The sequence below is a fragment of the Paenibacillus lycopersici genome (genome assembly GCF_010119935.1).
Taxonomy (GTDB): Bacteria; Bacillota; Bacilli; order Paenibacillales; family Paenibacillaceae; genus Paenibacillus_Z; species Paenibacillus_Z lycopersici.
This window is the reverse complement of the sequence record NZ_CP048209.1, coordinates 3675282-3690845: the sequence shown is the minus strand read 5'-3', so window position 1 is coordinate 3690845 and position 15564 is coordinate 3675282. Positions and strand designations below refer to the sequence as shown.

The window sequence follows — 15564 nt, the reverse complement described above, 5'->3', positions numbered from 1 at the left end:
AAGCCCGCGAATCCAAGGAGGTATCCAGAATGGCTGAGTCCGCCGTGCTGCCGAAGGCAAGCAGTCCGCCCGCGCAGCTTCATAGGCGCAAGAGCCTGCTCGTCCGCATGTGGAAGGCCAGGTTCATCTATGCGCTGCTATTGCCGGGCGTGCTCTATTTCGTCATCTACAAATACATTCCGATGCTCGGCATCGTCATCGCTTTCCAGAATTACAGCCCGTTCCAAGGCTTCCTGCACAGCGAATGGGTCGGGTTCCACAACTTCGCGCTGATCTTCGAGTCCGCGGATTACGGCCGGGTGCTGTTCAATACGCTGTACTTGAACGCGCTTCAGCTGGCGTTCGCTTTCCCGGCCGGCATCTTCATGGCGCTCTTGGTGAACGAGGTCCGGTTCAGCGCCTTCAAGCGCATCGTGCAGTCCATCGTCTATCTGCCCCACTTCGTATCCTGGATCGTCGTCGTCGGCCTCGTGTATACGTTTCTTACGACGGACGGATTCGTCAATGCGTTGTTGAAAGCGCTGCACTTGCCGCAGATCGACTTCCTGACCTCTCCGGGCTGGTTCATGCCGCTGATTCTGCTGGAAGGCATGTGGAAGGAATCCGGCTGGGGCATGATTATCTTCCTGGCCGCGCTGGCCGGGATCAACCCCGACCTCTACGAATCGGCCGTCGTCGACGGCGCGAACCGATGGAAGCTGATGTGGCATATCACGCTGCCCGCGCTGCGGGGCACGATTACGATTCTATTGATTCTGCAAGTCGGCCACGTGCTCGATACCGGCATCGAACAGATCATCCTGATGATCAACTCCATTACGAAGGATGTCGGCACGACGCTCGATTACATGGTGTACCAGAAAGGGATCATCGGCGCCGATTTCAGCTTCTCGACCGCCTTCGGCTTATTCAAGAGCATCATCGGCCTGCTGCTCATTGTCGGCGCGAATCGGCTGGCGAAGAAGGTCGGAGAAGAAGGCGTCTTCTAACATCCGTCCGGGGAAGGAGGTTCTCGCATTGAATACCCGATTATACGGCAATCGATCCGTCGATTACGTGCTTGCCTGCATCTTGATCCTGATCGCGTTCACGATGCTGTTCCCTTTCTTCTACATGGTCGTCGTTTCCTTCGCTTCGTTCAACGACTACACGAATTCAGAGCTGCTGCTCTGGCCCAAAGAATGGGTGCTCGATGCCTACAAGTACATTTTCGCGTCGGAAGCGTTCGTCCATTCGATCTACGTCACCATCGGCATTACCGTCGTCGGCACGCTTGTCGATCTTGCGATGACGTCGACGATGGCCTACGGGCTGACGCGCGAGGCGCCGGGCAAGGGCTTCATCAACTTCATGGTGCTGTTCACGTTCCTGTTCAGCGGCGGCATGATTCCGAATTACTTGGTCGTCAAGGCGACGGGATTGCTTGACTCCTATTGGGCTTTGATCGTTCCGGGAGCGATCAGCGCCTTCAATCTGATCGTGCTGCGCCAATTCTTCCGAAGCATCCCGTCGGAGCTTAGCGAAGCGGCGATCATCGACGGCGCAAGCGAGCTGAAGGTGTACACGCGGATCATCCTGCCGCTGTCCAAACCGGCGCTCGCCACGTTCGGATTGTTCTACGCGGTCGGCCATTGGAATTCGTTCTTCGATGCGATTCTTTATTTGAACGATTCCAGCAAATGGACGGTACAGGTCATTCTTCGGCAGCTCGTCATTCAAGGCAACGTGCAATCCACGCTGCAATCCACGATCATGCTTCAGCAGCTCAGGAGCCAGCAGATGCCGCCGCCGGTCACGATCGGCATGGCCGCCGTTCTCGTATCGACCGCGCCGATCCTGGTCGTGTATCCGTTTTTGCAGAAACACTTTGCGAAAGGAGTAATGCTAGGCTCTGTGAAGGGCTAGAGCCGCGTTACGACAATAGAGTAATGCTAGGCTCTGTGAAGGGCTAGAGCCGCGTTACGACAGTAGAGTAATGCTAGGCTCTGTGAAGGGCTAGAGCCGCGGTACGCCGAACATTCTTATTTACATGGAGGGGTTACGATGAACGCTTGGGGGAAGGTCAGCCTGCTTGGCTTGTCGCTGGCATTGGGATTGACAATGAGCGCCTGCGGCAACGGCAGCGAAGCGAACAAAGACAATACAAACGCGTCAGGCGGCAGCGGTGCGGCAGCGAATACGACGGGGGCGTCTGACGGCAGCGCGGGGAATGCGAAGCAGACGGACAACAGCGAAAGCGCGAACGCCGAGAAATTCCCGGTCAGTTACCTGGCAGGCGAATGGGGCACCGTGCCGAAATCGAACGGTCCCGGGGTCGACGCGATCAACGAGAAGTTCAACATCGATTTCAAGCCGCAGATTGTGCCGATGGGCGAGGCCGGTCAGAAGGTCGCCGTCGTCATGGCATCGGGCGACGCGCCGGACATTCTCGATCTCGAAGGCGCCGACGGCAATTTCGTGAAGTGGGCGAAGCAAGGAGCATTCCTGCCGCTCAATGACTACATCGATAAGTATCCCGAGCTGAAATTGATTCCGCAGTCGATCTGGAACGCCGTTACCGTTGATGGGAAAATTTACGGCATACCGAAGTTTTTCCGTACGAAGTACATGAACTCCGCCATCATCCGCAAGGACTGGCTCGATAAGCTGAATCTGCAGATGCCGACCACTTATGCGGAGCTGCTCAAAGTCGCGGAAGCGTTCACCACCCAGGATCCGGACGGCAACAAGAAGAACGACACGTACGGTTTCTCGACGAGCAAAGGCATCGATTGGGATATGCGCATGGGCAACTATTACAATGCCAGCTCCTGGCTGAAAGACGATCAAGGCGGCTATATGCCGGGCATCATTACCGACGGCGCCAAGGAACGGGTGCAATTTCTGACCGACGCCTACAAGGAAGGGCTCGTACCGAAAGACTGGCCGGTCATGGATTACGACAAAGCGAGCAAATTGTTCTACCAAGGCAAAGCGGGCATCTATTACGAGGGCATTCCAGGCAATAACGCGTACTGGGATTTGCTCCAGCAATCCGCTCCGGATGCCGTCGTCGCGCCGATTCCGCCATTCCTGGCTCCGGACGGTTCCCAAGGACAGCCGGGGTTGTCCGGCTACTACCAGCTCTTCGCGCTGTCCGGCAAGCTGAAGGACGAGCCGGCGAAGATCGACCGCATCCTGAGCATGATCAATTACTTCATGCAGTTCATCCCGGTCGAAGAGCGCAATCCGAACAACGCCGACTTCGACTGGAAGAACGGCGGCGTGGACAAAGGCTACAAGTATGCGGATGGCGAGGCAACCTTCCCTTCGGACGATACGATGAAATCCTACCGTCCGGCGTCGTATTTCCACGGGGTCGAATGGGCGCCGAGCGACGAGGACCTGCATCTCGAAACCGGTCTGATCAATCCGATTCAGAAGTCGTACGTCAAAGCGACGATCGCCGAGTGGTCGAAGCCGAATTACGTGTATATCGACCCGACTTTTAGCATCTACTCGGAGAAGTACAACTTGAAGTTCTGGGAGCTGTACACGAAGATCGCCGACGAAGAAACGAAGATCATCCTTGGCCAGACGCCGATGTCGGATTGGGATAAAATCGTCCAGGATTACCTGAAAGCCGGCGGTCAGGACATGATCGACGAAGTCAACGCGAAGATCAAAGAAGTTGGCGTCGAAGGAACCTGGAAGTAAATTCGTCTCGGAAACAGACCCGGTAATCGGAAAAGATACGGTGCTCAGAAGCAGGTCCGGTAGTCGATAGCAGCACTGGTGCCAGGAAGTAGAAACGGCGCCTGGAAGCAGGATTGGCGCATCAATACGTCGTTCCCGAAAGAAGAGGGTGCATGCCTTATGACGATCAGTCGGCTGATTCACGATATGATTCGGATTTGCCCGCAGTCGGGGGAAGTCATCGAATACGAAGGGGGAAGCCGGTCCATGACCGTCTTCTCCCAGGAAACGCTGCAGCTCGTTTCCCCGCGCAATGCCTATGTCTCGTTTCAACTCATCGTTCCATACACGCAAGAGGTCATGCAGGCCTTCGATATCGTTCCCGGTTCGCTGGTCGGCGAACAGGGCGAGATCGCTGCGGGCGAGTATGCGCTCTACGTGCAATGGTATCATCGGATTCAAGGACGCTATATCCCCGACGCGCTCATTCCATGGAAAGCCGGCAGCACCTCGGAGCGCCCGCTCGCTTCAGTTGCGGAACGCAACGCGGTGCCGGATCAGAATTTCGCAGCCCTGTGGCTCGATCTGTTCATTCCGGCGGATACGCCGCCGGGGAGCTACACCGGCCATCTTGAAATCGTTATGGGTACGGAGCGGTTTGAGCGCTGCAGCGTCGCCATTCAAGTGCTGGAGGCGACCGTGCCGAATGCGTCTATCATTACCGCCGACCTGAACAGCTACGCCGACGGACTTTCGCGGCGAATGGAATGCTTACGGCATAATCCGCATCGGTACGCGGACGGCACCTACTTCAAGGTGGAACGTCAGTTCTATCGCATGGCGCACGAACACCGCTGCCTGCTGCATTATTTGCCGTACTCGCATTCAGGGGATATGCCGGACAGCTTCGCGCCGGCGCTGGAAGGCAAAGGGAAGCATATGCGCGTCAGCGACTGGTCGCGGTTCGACGAGCATTACGGCGCTTACCTGGACGGTTCCGCTTTCCAAGATACGAAGCGCGGTTCCATCCCGCTGCCGCATCTCTACCTGCCGTTCAATTTTCATTGGCCGGCCGATTACGCCAAGTTCGGAACCAAAGGCTACGCGACCGAATTCACGGCGGTGCTCGACCAATTCCACCGTCATTTCACGGAGATGGGATGGCTGAACACGAAATTCGAGCTATTCCTGAACCATAAGAAGCGCTACAAGCTCTTCCCGTACGACGGCGACGAGACGCGGTTCGTGTGGGACGAGAAAATCAATGATCTGTATTACGCGCTGGGCGAAGACGTTCTCACGCGGCAAGACGGCGCCTCGATTATCTTCCGTACGGACTCCAGCTGGTGTTTCGGACAGCATTACGAGCAGTATGCCGCGAAGATTCATCACTGGGTCGTCAATGAAACGATCGGCTCCTGGTATCCGGAAGGATTCGCGTATTTGAAGGCGCAAGGCTGCGAGGCATGGACGTACGGCAGCGCCCAGGAGATTGGACAATCGCTGCTCGGCACGGCGATCGGGCCGCTGGTTGCCGTGGCGCGCGGCGTCGACGGTTTCCTGTATTGGGAAAGCCTCGATTGGGGAGCGGATTGGCAGGTGGAGCCGGCAGCGGACGGCGCGACGACGATGTTCTATCCCGGCGATGGAATCATCGGCGTGAACGGTCCGCTGCCGTCCATTCGGTTGAAAGCGCTGCGAAACGCGATGCAGACGGCAGACTTGACGGAAGCGTGGATTCGCGTGCAGGAGCCGGAACGGCGCGCTGCGGTCAGCGCGCTCGTCGCGCAATCGCTTGGCGTGAAGGACGACGCCTGGTGGCCGGGCAAGCCGGATTTCATCCGGCTGCCGCCGTACGAGTGGATTGATACGATGTTCAGCGACGCGCCGCAGGCGACGCTGCACCAGGGCAAGCAGCCCGAGTCGTTTCTGGATTTGCGGCACGCGCTATGGCGGTTAATCGAACAGGAGGCCGGGTCATGCCAATAATCGAATTGATGGAAGTTGCGCGTATCGGCGCTTTGTTCTTGCCTGGCGATTCGCTCGAAGAGGTGATGCCGCCCGAACGGCGCGCCTACCCGCTGCGGGTCCAATCGGGCAACGAATTCGCGCTCGGCGACGAGATCGATTATGACGAGCATCATTTCAATGCGTTGAAACGCGTGCTCTTGCTGACCGAACGCATTGAACCGTCCCGCAAGCCTTCGACGGCGCTATGGATTCGCAGGCCGGAGAGTCCCGCGCGGGTCGAAGTGATGGTCGCGGGCAGGTCGCTGCCGCATGAAGGCTATCAGATCCAGCCGGCGTGGCCGGAGCTGATTCGCGCCTTCGAAGGATTGCCGACGAGGTGGGACCGGCCGTTCGGAACGACGGTGTATTACCCGATCCGCAATTCCGACGAAGACATCGTCGGCGTGCTGGAAGTTTCCGAATCGACGTCGCTGTTTGCGATTTAGCGGTGGATCTAGCACAGTTAGGGTATCTGGAAAAATCGGGAAGTGCAGAACGATCAGGAAGTGAAGAACGATCAACAGACCAGTACAGGAACAGGAGGGATCTTGCTTGTATACGCGAGAGACATTCGAGCGGAATGCCGCGTTCGATGCGGTCGAACCGAAGCTGCATGAGCTCATTACGCAGCGAAGCCTGCAATATGCCGTCTTCCCGCCGGAGACGAAGCATAACGCGATCTGGGACTATGCCATTCATCCGAACGGCAGGCATTATTTCGGCCTATGCGCCGAAATCAGCTATCCGGATTACGTGCATTTCTATGAATACATTCCGGAAAAGGCCGAATTGAAGCTGTTATGGAAGCTGAACGACAGCGTGATCACGCACGACCGCACGATCCGGCCGAGCAAAATCCATACCTGCATGTCGTTCTTGCCCGATGGGCGGATCATCATGACGACGCATACGACCGCCAGTGCGCCGAATCATCCGTATTGGCTGCCCTGGGCGTACTATTCGCATATGTGGGAAGGGTACGCGGGCTCGAACGTCATCCTCTATGATCCGGAATCGGGCAAAGTGGAGGACTGGGGCATCCCCGTCCCGCGGGAAACGATCTACGGCGGCATCTATGACGCGAAGACGAATGCCTATTATTTCGGCGGCTATATTCGCGGCCACGTGTACCGGCTGGATATGGCTACCCGGCACGTGACGGATTACGGTCAGGCGGCGGAATACGCATCTTTCCGGTTCGTGAAGGGGCTTGACGGCCATATCTACAATTCCTCGAAATCCGGCCGGCTCTACAGGATCAATACCGATACGAAGCAGCTGGAAGACCTTGGCCTCGATATTCCGCAGTCGTCCGACATTCCGTTGTCTAAATTCCACAATCAGATGATCGCCGCGGAGAACGGGCCGGATGGCCGTCTCTATATGCTGGTTGCCTATAACGACAAGCTCTTCGCCTACGATTATGCGAAGAATGCCATTGAAGCCGTTGGCGATTTCAGACCAACGGAATTTCAAGCCTACGACTGGACCCCGGTGACGCACAGCATGGCGTTCGATCAATACGGCACGCTTTGGTACGGCCTGCGCTTCCAGGGAAATGGCCGAGAGACCGCGAATTGGCTGATCAGCTGGGATTTCCTGAACGGGGGCGTTCCGTTCAATCACGGCATTGCCGGCGTGCTTGAGCGAAACACGACGCTGTTCTGCGAAATGTACATCAAGGACGACGTGCTGTACGGCGCGGATACGAATCACGCGCTTGATCCGCCCGGCATGTTCCAGATCGATTTGAAGGCCGTCAGGGAGGACCGGCACCTACCAAGGCTGACCTGCCGCGATCCGTATCATTACATCAACTTCAAGGATGGCCTGCAGTTGTACGGCGATACGCTTCTCCAGGATGCCGCGCGCTATTACGACATGTTCGCGGAAGGAGAGAGGGATGGGCGGTTTCTCGCTCAGAACCCGGACACGTTCCGTGCAGCGAATGTAAGCGTTGCCAAAATATGGAAGCATACCGCGATTGAGCAATCCCGGGTGAACCGGGTCTGGTATGACGAACGGCATCGCATTCATGCCATCTGCGGGAACGAGGTATTTACGCATTTCATTATTGAGGACGGCATCGTAGTCAGCCAAGAAGCAATCGACGGTTACGAGCCGAAGCATGAGGGCGTTGATCAGGCGTTTGCCCATGTGAAGCTTCCGGCGCATCCAGGCCGACAATACCTGGCGGTTGCGAGCGCTGCCGCGAGCATCTCGAACGGCAGACGGCTGGTCGGTACAACGGACGGCATGCTGGCAATCGTTGCCGGCGACAGCGTGTTCGCCTTAGGAGCATGCGCGCCGCACGGTCCGGTACATGACATGGCGGTCACGTCGGATTTAACCAAGGTGTACGGTGTCGCAGGCGATCCGTCAGATCTAGGAATGGTGTTCAGTTACGACGACCTGAACGGCGTCCAGCAGCTAGGACGCGTTCATTTCTCGGATCCGAACAAGGTCGGCGGATGCGGCTTAAGCAGCGAACCGTACTGCATTGCGATTTCAGGGGACGACCGTAAGTTGGCCATCGGTGTAATTGATCGCCTTGGGTGCGTGTATGAATTTATGATTTGAGTGGCAACAAAACGACGCAAAAGCCGCGTTGCGGCTTTTTTACTTTAATACATTTACACAAAACCCGTATTTTGTACATATGTCATCAGTTAAAATTGGAATAACAAGATTTAAATTGTCGGAGTCTGTTTGTAAATTAAATCACAAAATGGATTTCCATAATCAAGACATTCTAAATCAATAATTAAAGGATTTCCATTCACCCACAAAATATTCTTGCAGTCCATATCGCCGTTGGATATACAGGTGACAGCCGGTATCTTTTTTAGTGCCCTATTAAATTCTTCTTGGCAAGCGTACAAGATTTCTCTATAACTATTTAACTTGTCTGCGATTTCTGGACACTCTGTAGTTGCCGTCGCAATATATGCGCCCCAATCAATACTAATTTCATCTCTGACAAAGGGTTTCTCAATCTGCTCAATTTTGTGAATTTTAGCCAAGAGTTCACCGACTATTTTACAATGCTCCTCTTTTATTTCATCCCCAGGGAGCGCGCTCCCTTCAACCCACGGAAAGACGTAGTAATATTGATTTTCGATACACTGCATTTTGCGGCCATTTATCTCCATTGCCGGAACAATAGGCATTTTGTTTTCTTGCAATACCCGTTCTAAACGCTCTGCCTTTTGATAATTCTGGAATGCACTCGGCCTTTTCATAATAACGGGGTTTAATAGCTTTAATGCATATTTTCCTGTAGTGGTCTCTAAACAATACATTTTGTGCATAAAACCACCAGAAACCCTTTGTGGTTGTAGTACGAAAGAGCCTAAATTTAAATCAGTCAATATTTTGTGAAAAATAACGCTATGTTCCAATTTACGTACACCGCCTAATATAAAATTTCAGTTACCCATACATTACTAAACATTAGAAAAAACTGGAAGGTAATAAACTCATATAATTAAACTGCCCGTTAGTTGAACGAAGGCAGCCGATCGTATTCGTGCACGGCTGCCTTCGTTTGTAGTTGAGCTATAGTCTCCCGTTAGCTCAAAATCCATTATCGAACTCTATCGCAATCCATTACTGAATACCCATGAATAGAAGTTTTCTTTTGAAGGCTTGGTGTATTCGTAGTTTAACGATGTGTTAGCGTCATTAATTAGATTTACTGCCTCATTAAATACTATCTCAGGATCTTTATCTTTAACATCAATTTCAAATTCATTAATAAGCAAATTCCTTTTGGGAATGGTTTGATACATTTTCTCAAGCAACTCAGTATCTACAAGTCCTCCAGCTTCGCGATTAAGCATCTGATTCAAATTCTGTTGATAATCACTGCAGACAAGCTTTAAAGTTATGTAGTTAAACCCTTTAAAAACATCAGGAATATCTCTTGTTCTTAGATCGTCAAAATCTAAGCCTATCACGTTTTTATATCCTAATTTATTGAAATTAAGAAGAAGTGTGACTGTACTTGACCAGCATGTTTCTTCTTCGAATTCCCCAGTTACCTCTGTTTTACCATCGGTTGTTAAGAATTCCGGGATCATATTTTGTTCGATGTAAACACTCTTATAATGTTGATATAGCTTCTTTGCTAAAGTCGTTTTTCCAATACCACTTGGTCCAATGATGAATATGAAATCCCTCAAAAGAATGCTCCTCTCATGCTTTAATGTCATTTTCAACTAAAGTACCCGTTAGTCCAATAATAAATTATGTCTTAGGCACATACGCATACCTTTCTGGATAATTTAACATCGCTGCAACCGAACCATCAAAAACAACGGTGCCATACCGTGGACTGTTTTTATCTAATTCAAGAACACAACTTGTAATTGTCTTACCCATTACATTTACACCGTTTTCCATGGGCTCCTCGGTCGTCTTTACTCCCATATTGTTATAAACCTTTTCAACGGCAGCCAACCATTTTTTGTTATCTTGAAGCGATACATCCTTCCAGCTAATCTGCATCGGCTCACTCTTAACATTATATTGAAGAATGCTCCCCTCCTGACCTCGCTGTTTAGTTATTTCCTTTTCTACATATGCGACGTCTTCTGGTTTAAACTTAGCAGTGATTCCAAATAAAATAGGTTCGGGGGATAAATAACTAAACGTAAAACTAACTTCAGCAGGACGACCATATATCTTTATTTTTTCGTTGGATGTGAACGTACGCGTTGTACCAAGACTGCTTGTTTCAGTTAAATCCTTTTCTCCGATTCCCAAAACATCTAATGTCTCAGTTACGTTCATGCCCCATTTTAGGTTCTTTATTGGAGCTGGGGTTCCATAAGAAGATGTTTGACTACAACCAGCAACAAGAAATACAAGTAACGAAAATAGGATTAAATAAGGACTATATTTCACATAAAAACCTCCTGTATTGGATCCTCTATTTTAACTTGCCTAGCTGCCTGTTCAACACAGCCACCAGCTTAGAAATCCCAATATTTACCACATGGTATTATACGTTGAAATGCAGAACGAGTTGCGTTTTTCTTATAAATGGCAGACGCAATAATATTCCATTTGTTGCTCTAAACTGCCCGTTAGTATAGGGGGAGGCAATCGTTTCTGACAGCTTATTTATCAGCTTGCACTGATTCCAAACTTATTTCTTCCGTGCTAATATGTACTTACTTATGGACCACCCTGATATTATAAGCAGAAGAATTGGAACTACTATAAACTTTCCAATATGCAAAATAAATCCGCTATAAGTAGCCGTAGGGTCATCAAAAAACAGTGTCCCTACCACCAACCATAACAGACATATCATTGTCCCTACTACCCCAGGAATTCCGCAAAGCATGGCAATTACTAACCATACCCATATACCGCGCTTTACCACTCGATTCTCCTCCAGACGAATCAGGAACTGCCAATACTCTAATAAATTCCTTGTAACCGTTAAGCTAATCTGCCCGTTAGTTCAATGATTTGTGTCGCTAGACATGGCTATTGCGTTCAAAAATGGCTCTAATTACTTCGAGACAGATTTCTGATGCAATAGTGGATAGTTCTAAACTATCAATGTGCCAATCATCCCAAGCTTCATCTACTAAACAATCGCTAATGAACCCAATCCAAGTACTCGCAATATTGCACGCTTCACAGGCTGCAAATAAGGCCGATGTTTCAAGATTTACAATGTCTGCCCCCATTGTTTGATATTCACTAATCAGTTTCTTGGTTTCCCTGTACAGTGCATCCACATTGGCCACACATACTTCCTTAACTTCATATCCGATTTGAGTCGATACTTCTTTTGTTAGTTTAATTAGATCACTGTTACCCAGAAGTTCAGCCCTATCACTTACATATGATTTGCTTGTTCCATCGGTAATTAAGGACTTCACGCCAACTACTTGCTGCCCTTTGCCAATTGTTTTATTAATTGATCCTGCGGTCCCATAACCCAATATGTATTTCACACCGATGAATGCAAGCTCCTCAACTATTATTGCCGCTTGGGGGCCTCCCCAGCTTAACCGTGTTATGATTCCGACGTTAATACCATTGATCTCAGCTTCAAAGACTTGTCTCGATGTCTCTGTAGCATCTATACCGTAAAATACTTTGTATCCCTCGATCGGTTTCGCATTAAATTTATTTACTAAGATGTCGCAACCCTGTCTATTACGAAAACATAATATAGCAGCTTCCCATTGCGGTATTGGATTAGATGCAAAACGGCTTCTCATCACTAATTCTGGTTTCAAAAATCGATCTCCCACGTCTGATACCCCCCTGACAAAAATATACTTTACGATACTCTACCATATTGTGGAATTCGTTTCATTGATTGAACTCACGTCGAGCCTATTCCGACAGTGCCCGCATGATGTTCGATTTCGCCTCTGCCGCAATCGCTTCATTCCCGTCATCGACTGCCTGCATCAAGATCAGTACAGGGATGTACACCGCGATCAGCCGCGCCAGCAGCTTCGTTTCCTCGTCCGCCCCACCGTACGTTTCGAAGAATACGCCGCGAGCGCACGGAGGCAAAAAGCTGTAAGCAACGCTCAAATCGCAAGCCGGATGACCGACGCTCAGATCTCCCCAATCAATAATGCCGGAAACGATCCCATTCTCATTCACCAGCATATTTTTGAAATGAAGATCGCCATGTAGCAGCACATTCATAGTCTCGACACGGTCCGTTTGCAGCCCGCTTAAGTAACCTTCGATCGCACCGAACTCTTCCGGAGATAAGTATACGAGCACCTTCGATAGAAAACCTTCCAATTTCACTTTGCGCGATGCGATGTCCGTCAAGCTTCGATGATCTTGCTGAACTCCGCACTTCAGCGCAGCCTGCACCGGAAACTCATGCAATCTCCGCAAAAATGTCGCCAGCGTCTCTGCCGATAAAGCCCGGCGTTCTTCCGACAAGCCGATAGGAAAATCCCCCGGCACGTAGGTGTAGCCAAGAAATGGTGCCGGGTATTCGTCACTTGCTTCACCATAAAACAATGGTTTCGGGTAGGGGACGGTCATATACGCCTCCAGCTTCGGCAGCAGCTTCCCTTCCATACGAATCGACCCGACCGCAATCGTTCTTCTTGGAAAACGAAACACGTACTCGTCACCGATGAGAAAAACCGTATTGTCCCAGCCCCATCCCAATCGCTTTACTTGCTTCGATGACAGCTGCTGGAATTGGCTGACGATCAGCGTCCGCGCCAGCTTTTCGTTAACCTCCCACTCCGCATCCCATACATTCGTTTCTCCCATGAATTGTCTGTCTCCTTCAACGATTACAACGGCGAAACGTTCGCTATCGTTCCCGTTAATTTAATGGGTGCCTCGTCAATGTGTTGATTATTTGTAATTCCAATCGAGTTGTCCCGTTCTTATTTTGGCCGCATAGATGATCTGTCCCGAATGAAAATGGACCTCTCTAAACATTGCCATCATAAGATTCAGGGCTGTTTATCTCTATCTCGTGTTCATGATTTTACCAAACATACATTCCGTTAACAACGCTAAACCAACCGCATTTACCACGCTGCCCGTTAACGAAGCACCGGCAGTCTAGCACTTTATTTTCCGAGTTAATACATGTATTCAGTCTATTATTTAATTTTCTTCAGACAATGGCGGTTGTTGCTTTGGTAGAAGTTGAGAGAAAGCTGCATGTTTCTGAATCTCCCATGTCAGTCTAAGTGGTAAGAAAAAGACAGGCTCCGGGAGGGCGAATCTATGTTTCCGATATCTATTCCATCTAGCAGATCCACCAGAACAGCCCCGCGTCGCCGCACATCAAAGCTGCCGCAGCTGATCCTCTCGCTCATGGTCTTTCTCTCGACGCCATTCCTAATGTCTCCGGCCGAACGCCAGTCGATGCCGCCCGATTGCGCCGCGCGCCCCACGACTGCGCCTGGATTGGCTTCGACCCCGTACGATTGGGTGAGACAGACGATTCTTATCTCGCATGCGCTCGGCGGCATCGAACAATTCGCCGGTACGAACAGCCGAGAAGCACTGTTTCATGCCTATGCTTGCGGGAATCGCGTATTCGAGACGGACGTGAGCGTTACGTCGGACGGCCATTTGGTGTTGCGTCACGACTGGGAGGCCGGCACGTATCCCGTCCTCGGACAGTCGCCGCAGATAAAGAGCGGAGCGATGACGCTCGCGAAGTTCGAGGCGTTTCCGATTCATGGGCATTATTCGCCCATGACATTTCAGCAATTGCTTGGCTTTATGGCGGATCATCCCAATGTGCTGCTTGTAACGGATACGAAGGAAGCGGATGCGGCCAATGCTGCTGCGATTTATCGGAAAATCGTCAAGGAGACGGAGGATGCGAACCCCGCTCTTCTGAAGCGCATCGTGCCGCAGCTCTATCAGGCCGATAATTATGCGGCCGTCAATGGCGTCTATCCGTTCAAACAATATATCTACACGTTATATATGAATCAGGATTCCGATGAAAAGATCATTTCGCGATATGACCGCGCAAGGCATTCGAATCGCCGTCATGGACGAGAACCGTTATTCACCGGAATTAGTGCAGGCGCTAAAGGACAAAGGCATTTATACGTACGTCAATACGATAAACGACCTTGAACGAATCCAGTCGCTCCGGAAGTCCGGTGTCCAAGGCGTCATGACTGATTTCATCGAGCCGGAACAAGTGAATCGACGCTCAAGCGACAAGTCGGCGGCGCCGGTCACGATTCGTAACAGGCTCCCTCGGAAAAGGCAGTTCCAGCAGCTTGAAAATCCGAGCTTTCGACAATATTACGGATGATTTTGAATTTGCAATGGGAAAAGCTATAATGGAACTACTTGTATGTCGAATCAGAGACTAGTCTTGCGATGCGAAATTGCGCAGCAATTCTTTCAGGAGGAGTCAAGCGGATGAAAAATGTGAAAATATTTTCCGGTTCATCAAACCGCCAGCTCGCGGAAGGGCTATGCCGGCAGCTTCATGTACCGCTTGGTGACATCGAAATGTCCACGCTGCCAAGCGGAGAAATCAGCTTGCGTTATACCGAATCGATCCGCTCCGCCCATGTCTACATCGTTCAATCCTTGTCTCATCCCGTCAATGAGCATTTGGTCGAACTCATGATTATGATCGATGCGGCAAAACGGGCTTCGGCCAAAACGATTAATATCGTGATGCCTTATTACGGCTATGCCCGTCAGGAACGGAAATCCGCCCCGCGCGAACCCATTTCCGCGAAGCTCGTAGCTGACGTGCTGACAACCGTAGGCGCTGATCGTATGATTACGGTCGATCTTCATGCCGATGCGATTCAAGGCTTCTTCGACATCCCCGTAGATCATATTACCGCGCTGGATCTGATTACGGATTATCTGAAGGCCATGGACATTAAGAACCCGGTCGTCGTCTCGCCTGATGCTGGTCGGGCAACGACCGCCGAGAAGCTCGCCAATTATATGGACTGCCCGTTTGCCATCATGATTAAGAACCGCCCTGCTCACAATAAGACGAAAATCACGCATATTATCGGTGAAGTCGAAGGCATGACTCCGATTATCATTGAGGATTTGATCGATACGGGCGGTACGATCGTAAATGTTGTAGAGGCGCTTCATAAACGCGGCGCGAATGACGCCTATATATGCGCGACGCACGGGTTGTTCTCGGATAACGCGCTCGAGAAGCTGTCGCATCCCTACATAAGGAAAGTCGTTATTACGAATACCATCGCAATCGATCCGAACCATTCGGATAAGTTCGTCGTTCTTCCAATGGAGGAGCTCCTCGCAACCGCGCTTAGAATTATTAATAACGGCGGATCCATTAATACGCTGTTCAAAACGAAGCAAATGTAAGGATTCGCAAGCGACCGTCTTCAT

General features: G+C 50.9%; 14 protein-coding genes. 9 read left to right on the top strand and 5 right to left on the bottom strand.

All coding sequences use genetic code 11. The annotated features are described in order from the left end of the window. Window positions 1-29: 29 nt before the first annotated feature. The 6 genes from GXP70_RS16310 to GXP70_RS16285 all read left to right on the top strand — a co-directional run bounded on the left by GXP70_RS16310 (window position 30) and on the right by GXP70_RS16285 (window position 8265). Entirely contained in the window at window positions 30-989 is a 960-nt protein-coding gene (locus GXP70_RS16310; protein WP_162357800.1) for an ABC transporter permease, read from the top strand. 28 nt (window positions 990-1017) lie between these two features. After that, window positions 1018-1905, top strand: coding sequence for a carbohydrate ABC transporter permease (locus tag GXP70_RS16305; protein WP_225442441.1), 888 nt, complete (start codon window positions 1018-1020; stop codon window positions 1903-1905). 138 nt (window positions 1906-2043) lie between these two features. Next, window positions 2044-3696, top strand: a complete 1653-nt coding sequence (locus GXP70_RS16300; RefSeq protein ID WP_162357799.1) for an extracellular solute-binding protein — start codon at window positions 2044-2046, stop codon at window positions 3694-3696. Window positions 3697-3855: 159 nt separating this feature from the next. Beyond that, complete coding sequence (locus GXP70_RS16295; protein ID WP_162357798.1) at window positions 3856-5664, top strand: glycoside hydrolase domain-containing protein; 1809 nt, start codon at window positions 3856-3858, stop codon at window positions 5662-5664. Beyond that, entirely contained in the window at window positions 5655-6131 is a 477-nt protein-coding gene (locus GXP70_RS16290) for a hypothetical protein (RefSeq protein ID WP_162357797.1), read from the top strand. The genes GXP70_RS16295 and GXP70_RS16290 overlap by 10 nt, the downstream gene beginning before the upstream one ends. 106 nt (window positions 6132-6237) lie before the next feature. Continuing rightward, window positions 6238-8265 (top strand): NHL repeat-containing protein, encoded by a 2028-nt coding sequence (locus GXP70_RS16285; protein WP_162357796.1) that lies wholly within the window; start codon window positions 6238-6240, stop codon window positions 8263-8265. Between the two features lie 110 nt (window positions 8266-8375). Here GXP70_RS16285 and GXP70_RS16280 read toward each other — a convergent pair whose 3' ends face one another. From GXP70_RS16280 to GXP70_RS16260, 5 genes are all read right to left on the bottom strand, one after another. Continuing rightward, window positions 8376-9086 (bottom strand): aminoglycoside phosphotransferase family protein, encoded by a 711-nt coding sequence (locus GXP70_RS16280; RefSeq protein ID WP_162357795.1) that lies wholly within the window; start codon window positions 9084-9086, stop codon window positions 8376-8378. Between the two features lie 195 nt (window positions 9087-9281). Next, complete coding sequence (locus GXP70_RS16275; protein WP_162357794.1) at window positions 9282-9905, bottom strand: DEAD/DEAH box helicase family protein; 624 nt, start codon at window positions 9903-9905, stop codon at window positions 9282-9284. 28 nt (window positions 9906-9933) lie between these two features. After that, entirely contained in the window at window positions 9934-10593 is a 660-nt protein-coding gene (locus GXP70_RS16270) for a hypothetical protein (protein WP_162357793.1), read from the bottom strand. 581 nt (window positions 10594-11174) lie between these two features. Continuing rightward, window positions 11175-11948 (bottom strand): phosphorylase family protein, encoded by a 774-nt coding sequence (locus GXP70_RS16265; RefSeq protein WP_162357792.1) that lies wholly within the window; start codon window positions 11946-11948, stop codon window positions 11175-11177. A 100-nt stretch (window positions 11949-12048) separates the two neighbouring features. Further along, a complete protein-coding gene (locus GXP70_RS16260; protein ID WP_162357791.1) occupies window positions 12049-12963 on the bottom strand; it encodes a phosphotransferase in 915 nt (304 codons plus the stop codon). A 468-nt stretch (window positions 12964-13431) separates the two neighbouring features. On the opposite strand from GXP70_RS16260, the gene GXP70_RS16255 reads away from it, so the two are divergent. The 3 genes from GXP70_RS16255 (at window position 13432) to GXP70_RS16245 (ending at window position 15540) form a co-directional block, all read left to right on the top strand. Next, window positions 13432-14301, top strand: a complete 870-nt coding sequence (locus GXP70_RS16255) for a glycerophosphodiester phosphodiesterase family protein (protein WP_162357790.1) — start codon at window positions 13432-13434, stop codon at window positions 14299-14301. Then, window positions 14183-14485 (top strand): glycerophosphodiester phosphodiesterase family protein, encoded by a 303-nt coding sequence (locus GXP70_RS30335; protein WP_404822259.1) that lies wholly within the window; start codon window positions 14183-14185, stop codon window positions 14483-14485. Before GXP70_RS16255 ends, GXP70_RS30335 begins: the two co-directional genes overlap by 119 nt. A 110-nt stretch (window positions 14486-14595) precedes the next feature. Continuing rightward, complete coding sequence (locus GXP70_RS16245; RefSeq protein ID WP_162357788.1) at window positions 14596-15540, top strand: ribose-phosphate diphosphokinase; 945 nt, start codon at window positions 14596-14598, stop codon at window positions 15538-15540. Window positions 15541-15564 lie beyond the last annotated feature (24 nt).

Excerpts from the sequence above, each read along its gene's own strand:
- GXP70_RS16310 (WP_162357800.1), top strand. The coding sequence starts at position 30 with ATGGCTGAGTCCGCCGTGCTGCCGAAGGCAAGCAGTCCGCCCGCGCAG.
- GXP70_RS16300 (WP_162357799.1), top strand. The coding sequence starts at position 2,044 with ATGAACGCTTGGGGGAAGGTCAGCCTGCTTGGCTTGTCGCTGGCATTG.
- GXP70_RS16295 (WP_162357798.1), top strand. The coding sequence starts at position 3,856 with ATGACGATCAGTCGGCTGATTCACGATATGATTCGGATTTGCCCGCAG.
- GXP70_RS16290 (WP_162357797.1), top strand. The coding sequence starts at position 5,655 with ATGCCAATAATCGAATTGATGGAAGTTGCGCGTATCGGCGCTTTGTTC.
- GXP70_RS16260 (WP_162357791.1), bottom strand. The coding sequence starts at position 12,963 with ATGGGAGAAACGAATGTATGGGATGCGGAGTGGGAGGTTAACGAAAAG.
- GXP70_RS16255 (WP_162357790.1), top strand. The coding sequence starts at position 13,432 with ATGTTTCCGATATCTATTCCATCTAGCAGATCCACCAGAACAGCCCCG.
- GXP70_RS30335 (WP_404822259.1), top strand. The coding sequence starts at position 14,183 with ATGACCGCGCAAGGCATTCGAATCGCCGTCATGGACGAGAACCGTTAT.
- GXP70_RS16245 (WP_162357788.1), top strand. The coding sequence starts at position 14,596 with ATGAAAAATGTGAAAATATTTTCCGGTTCATCAAACCGCCAGCTCGCG.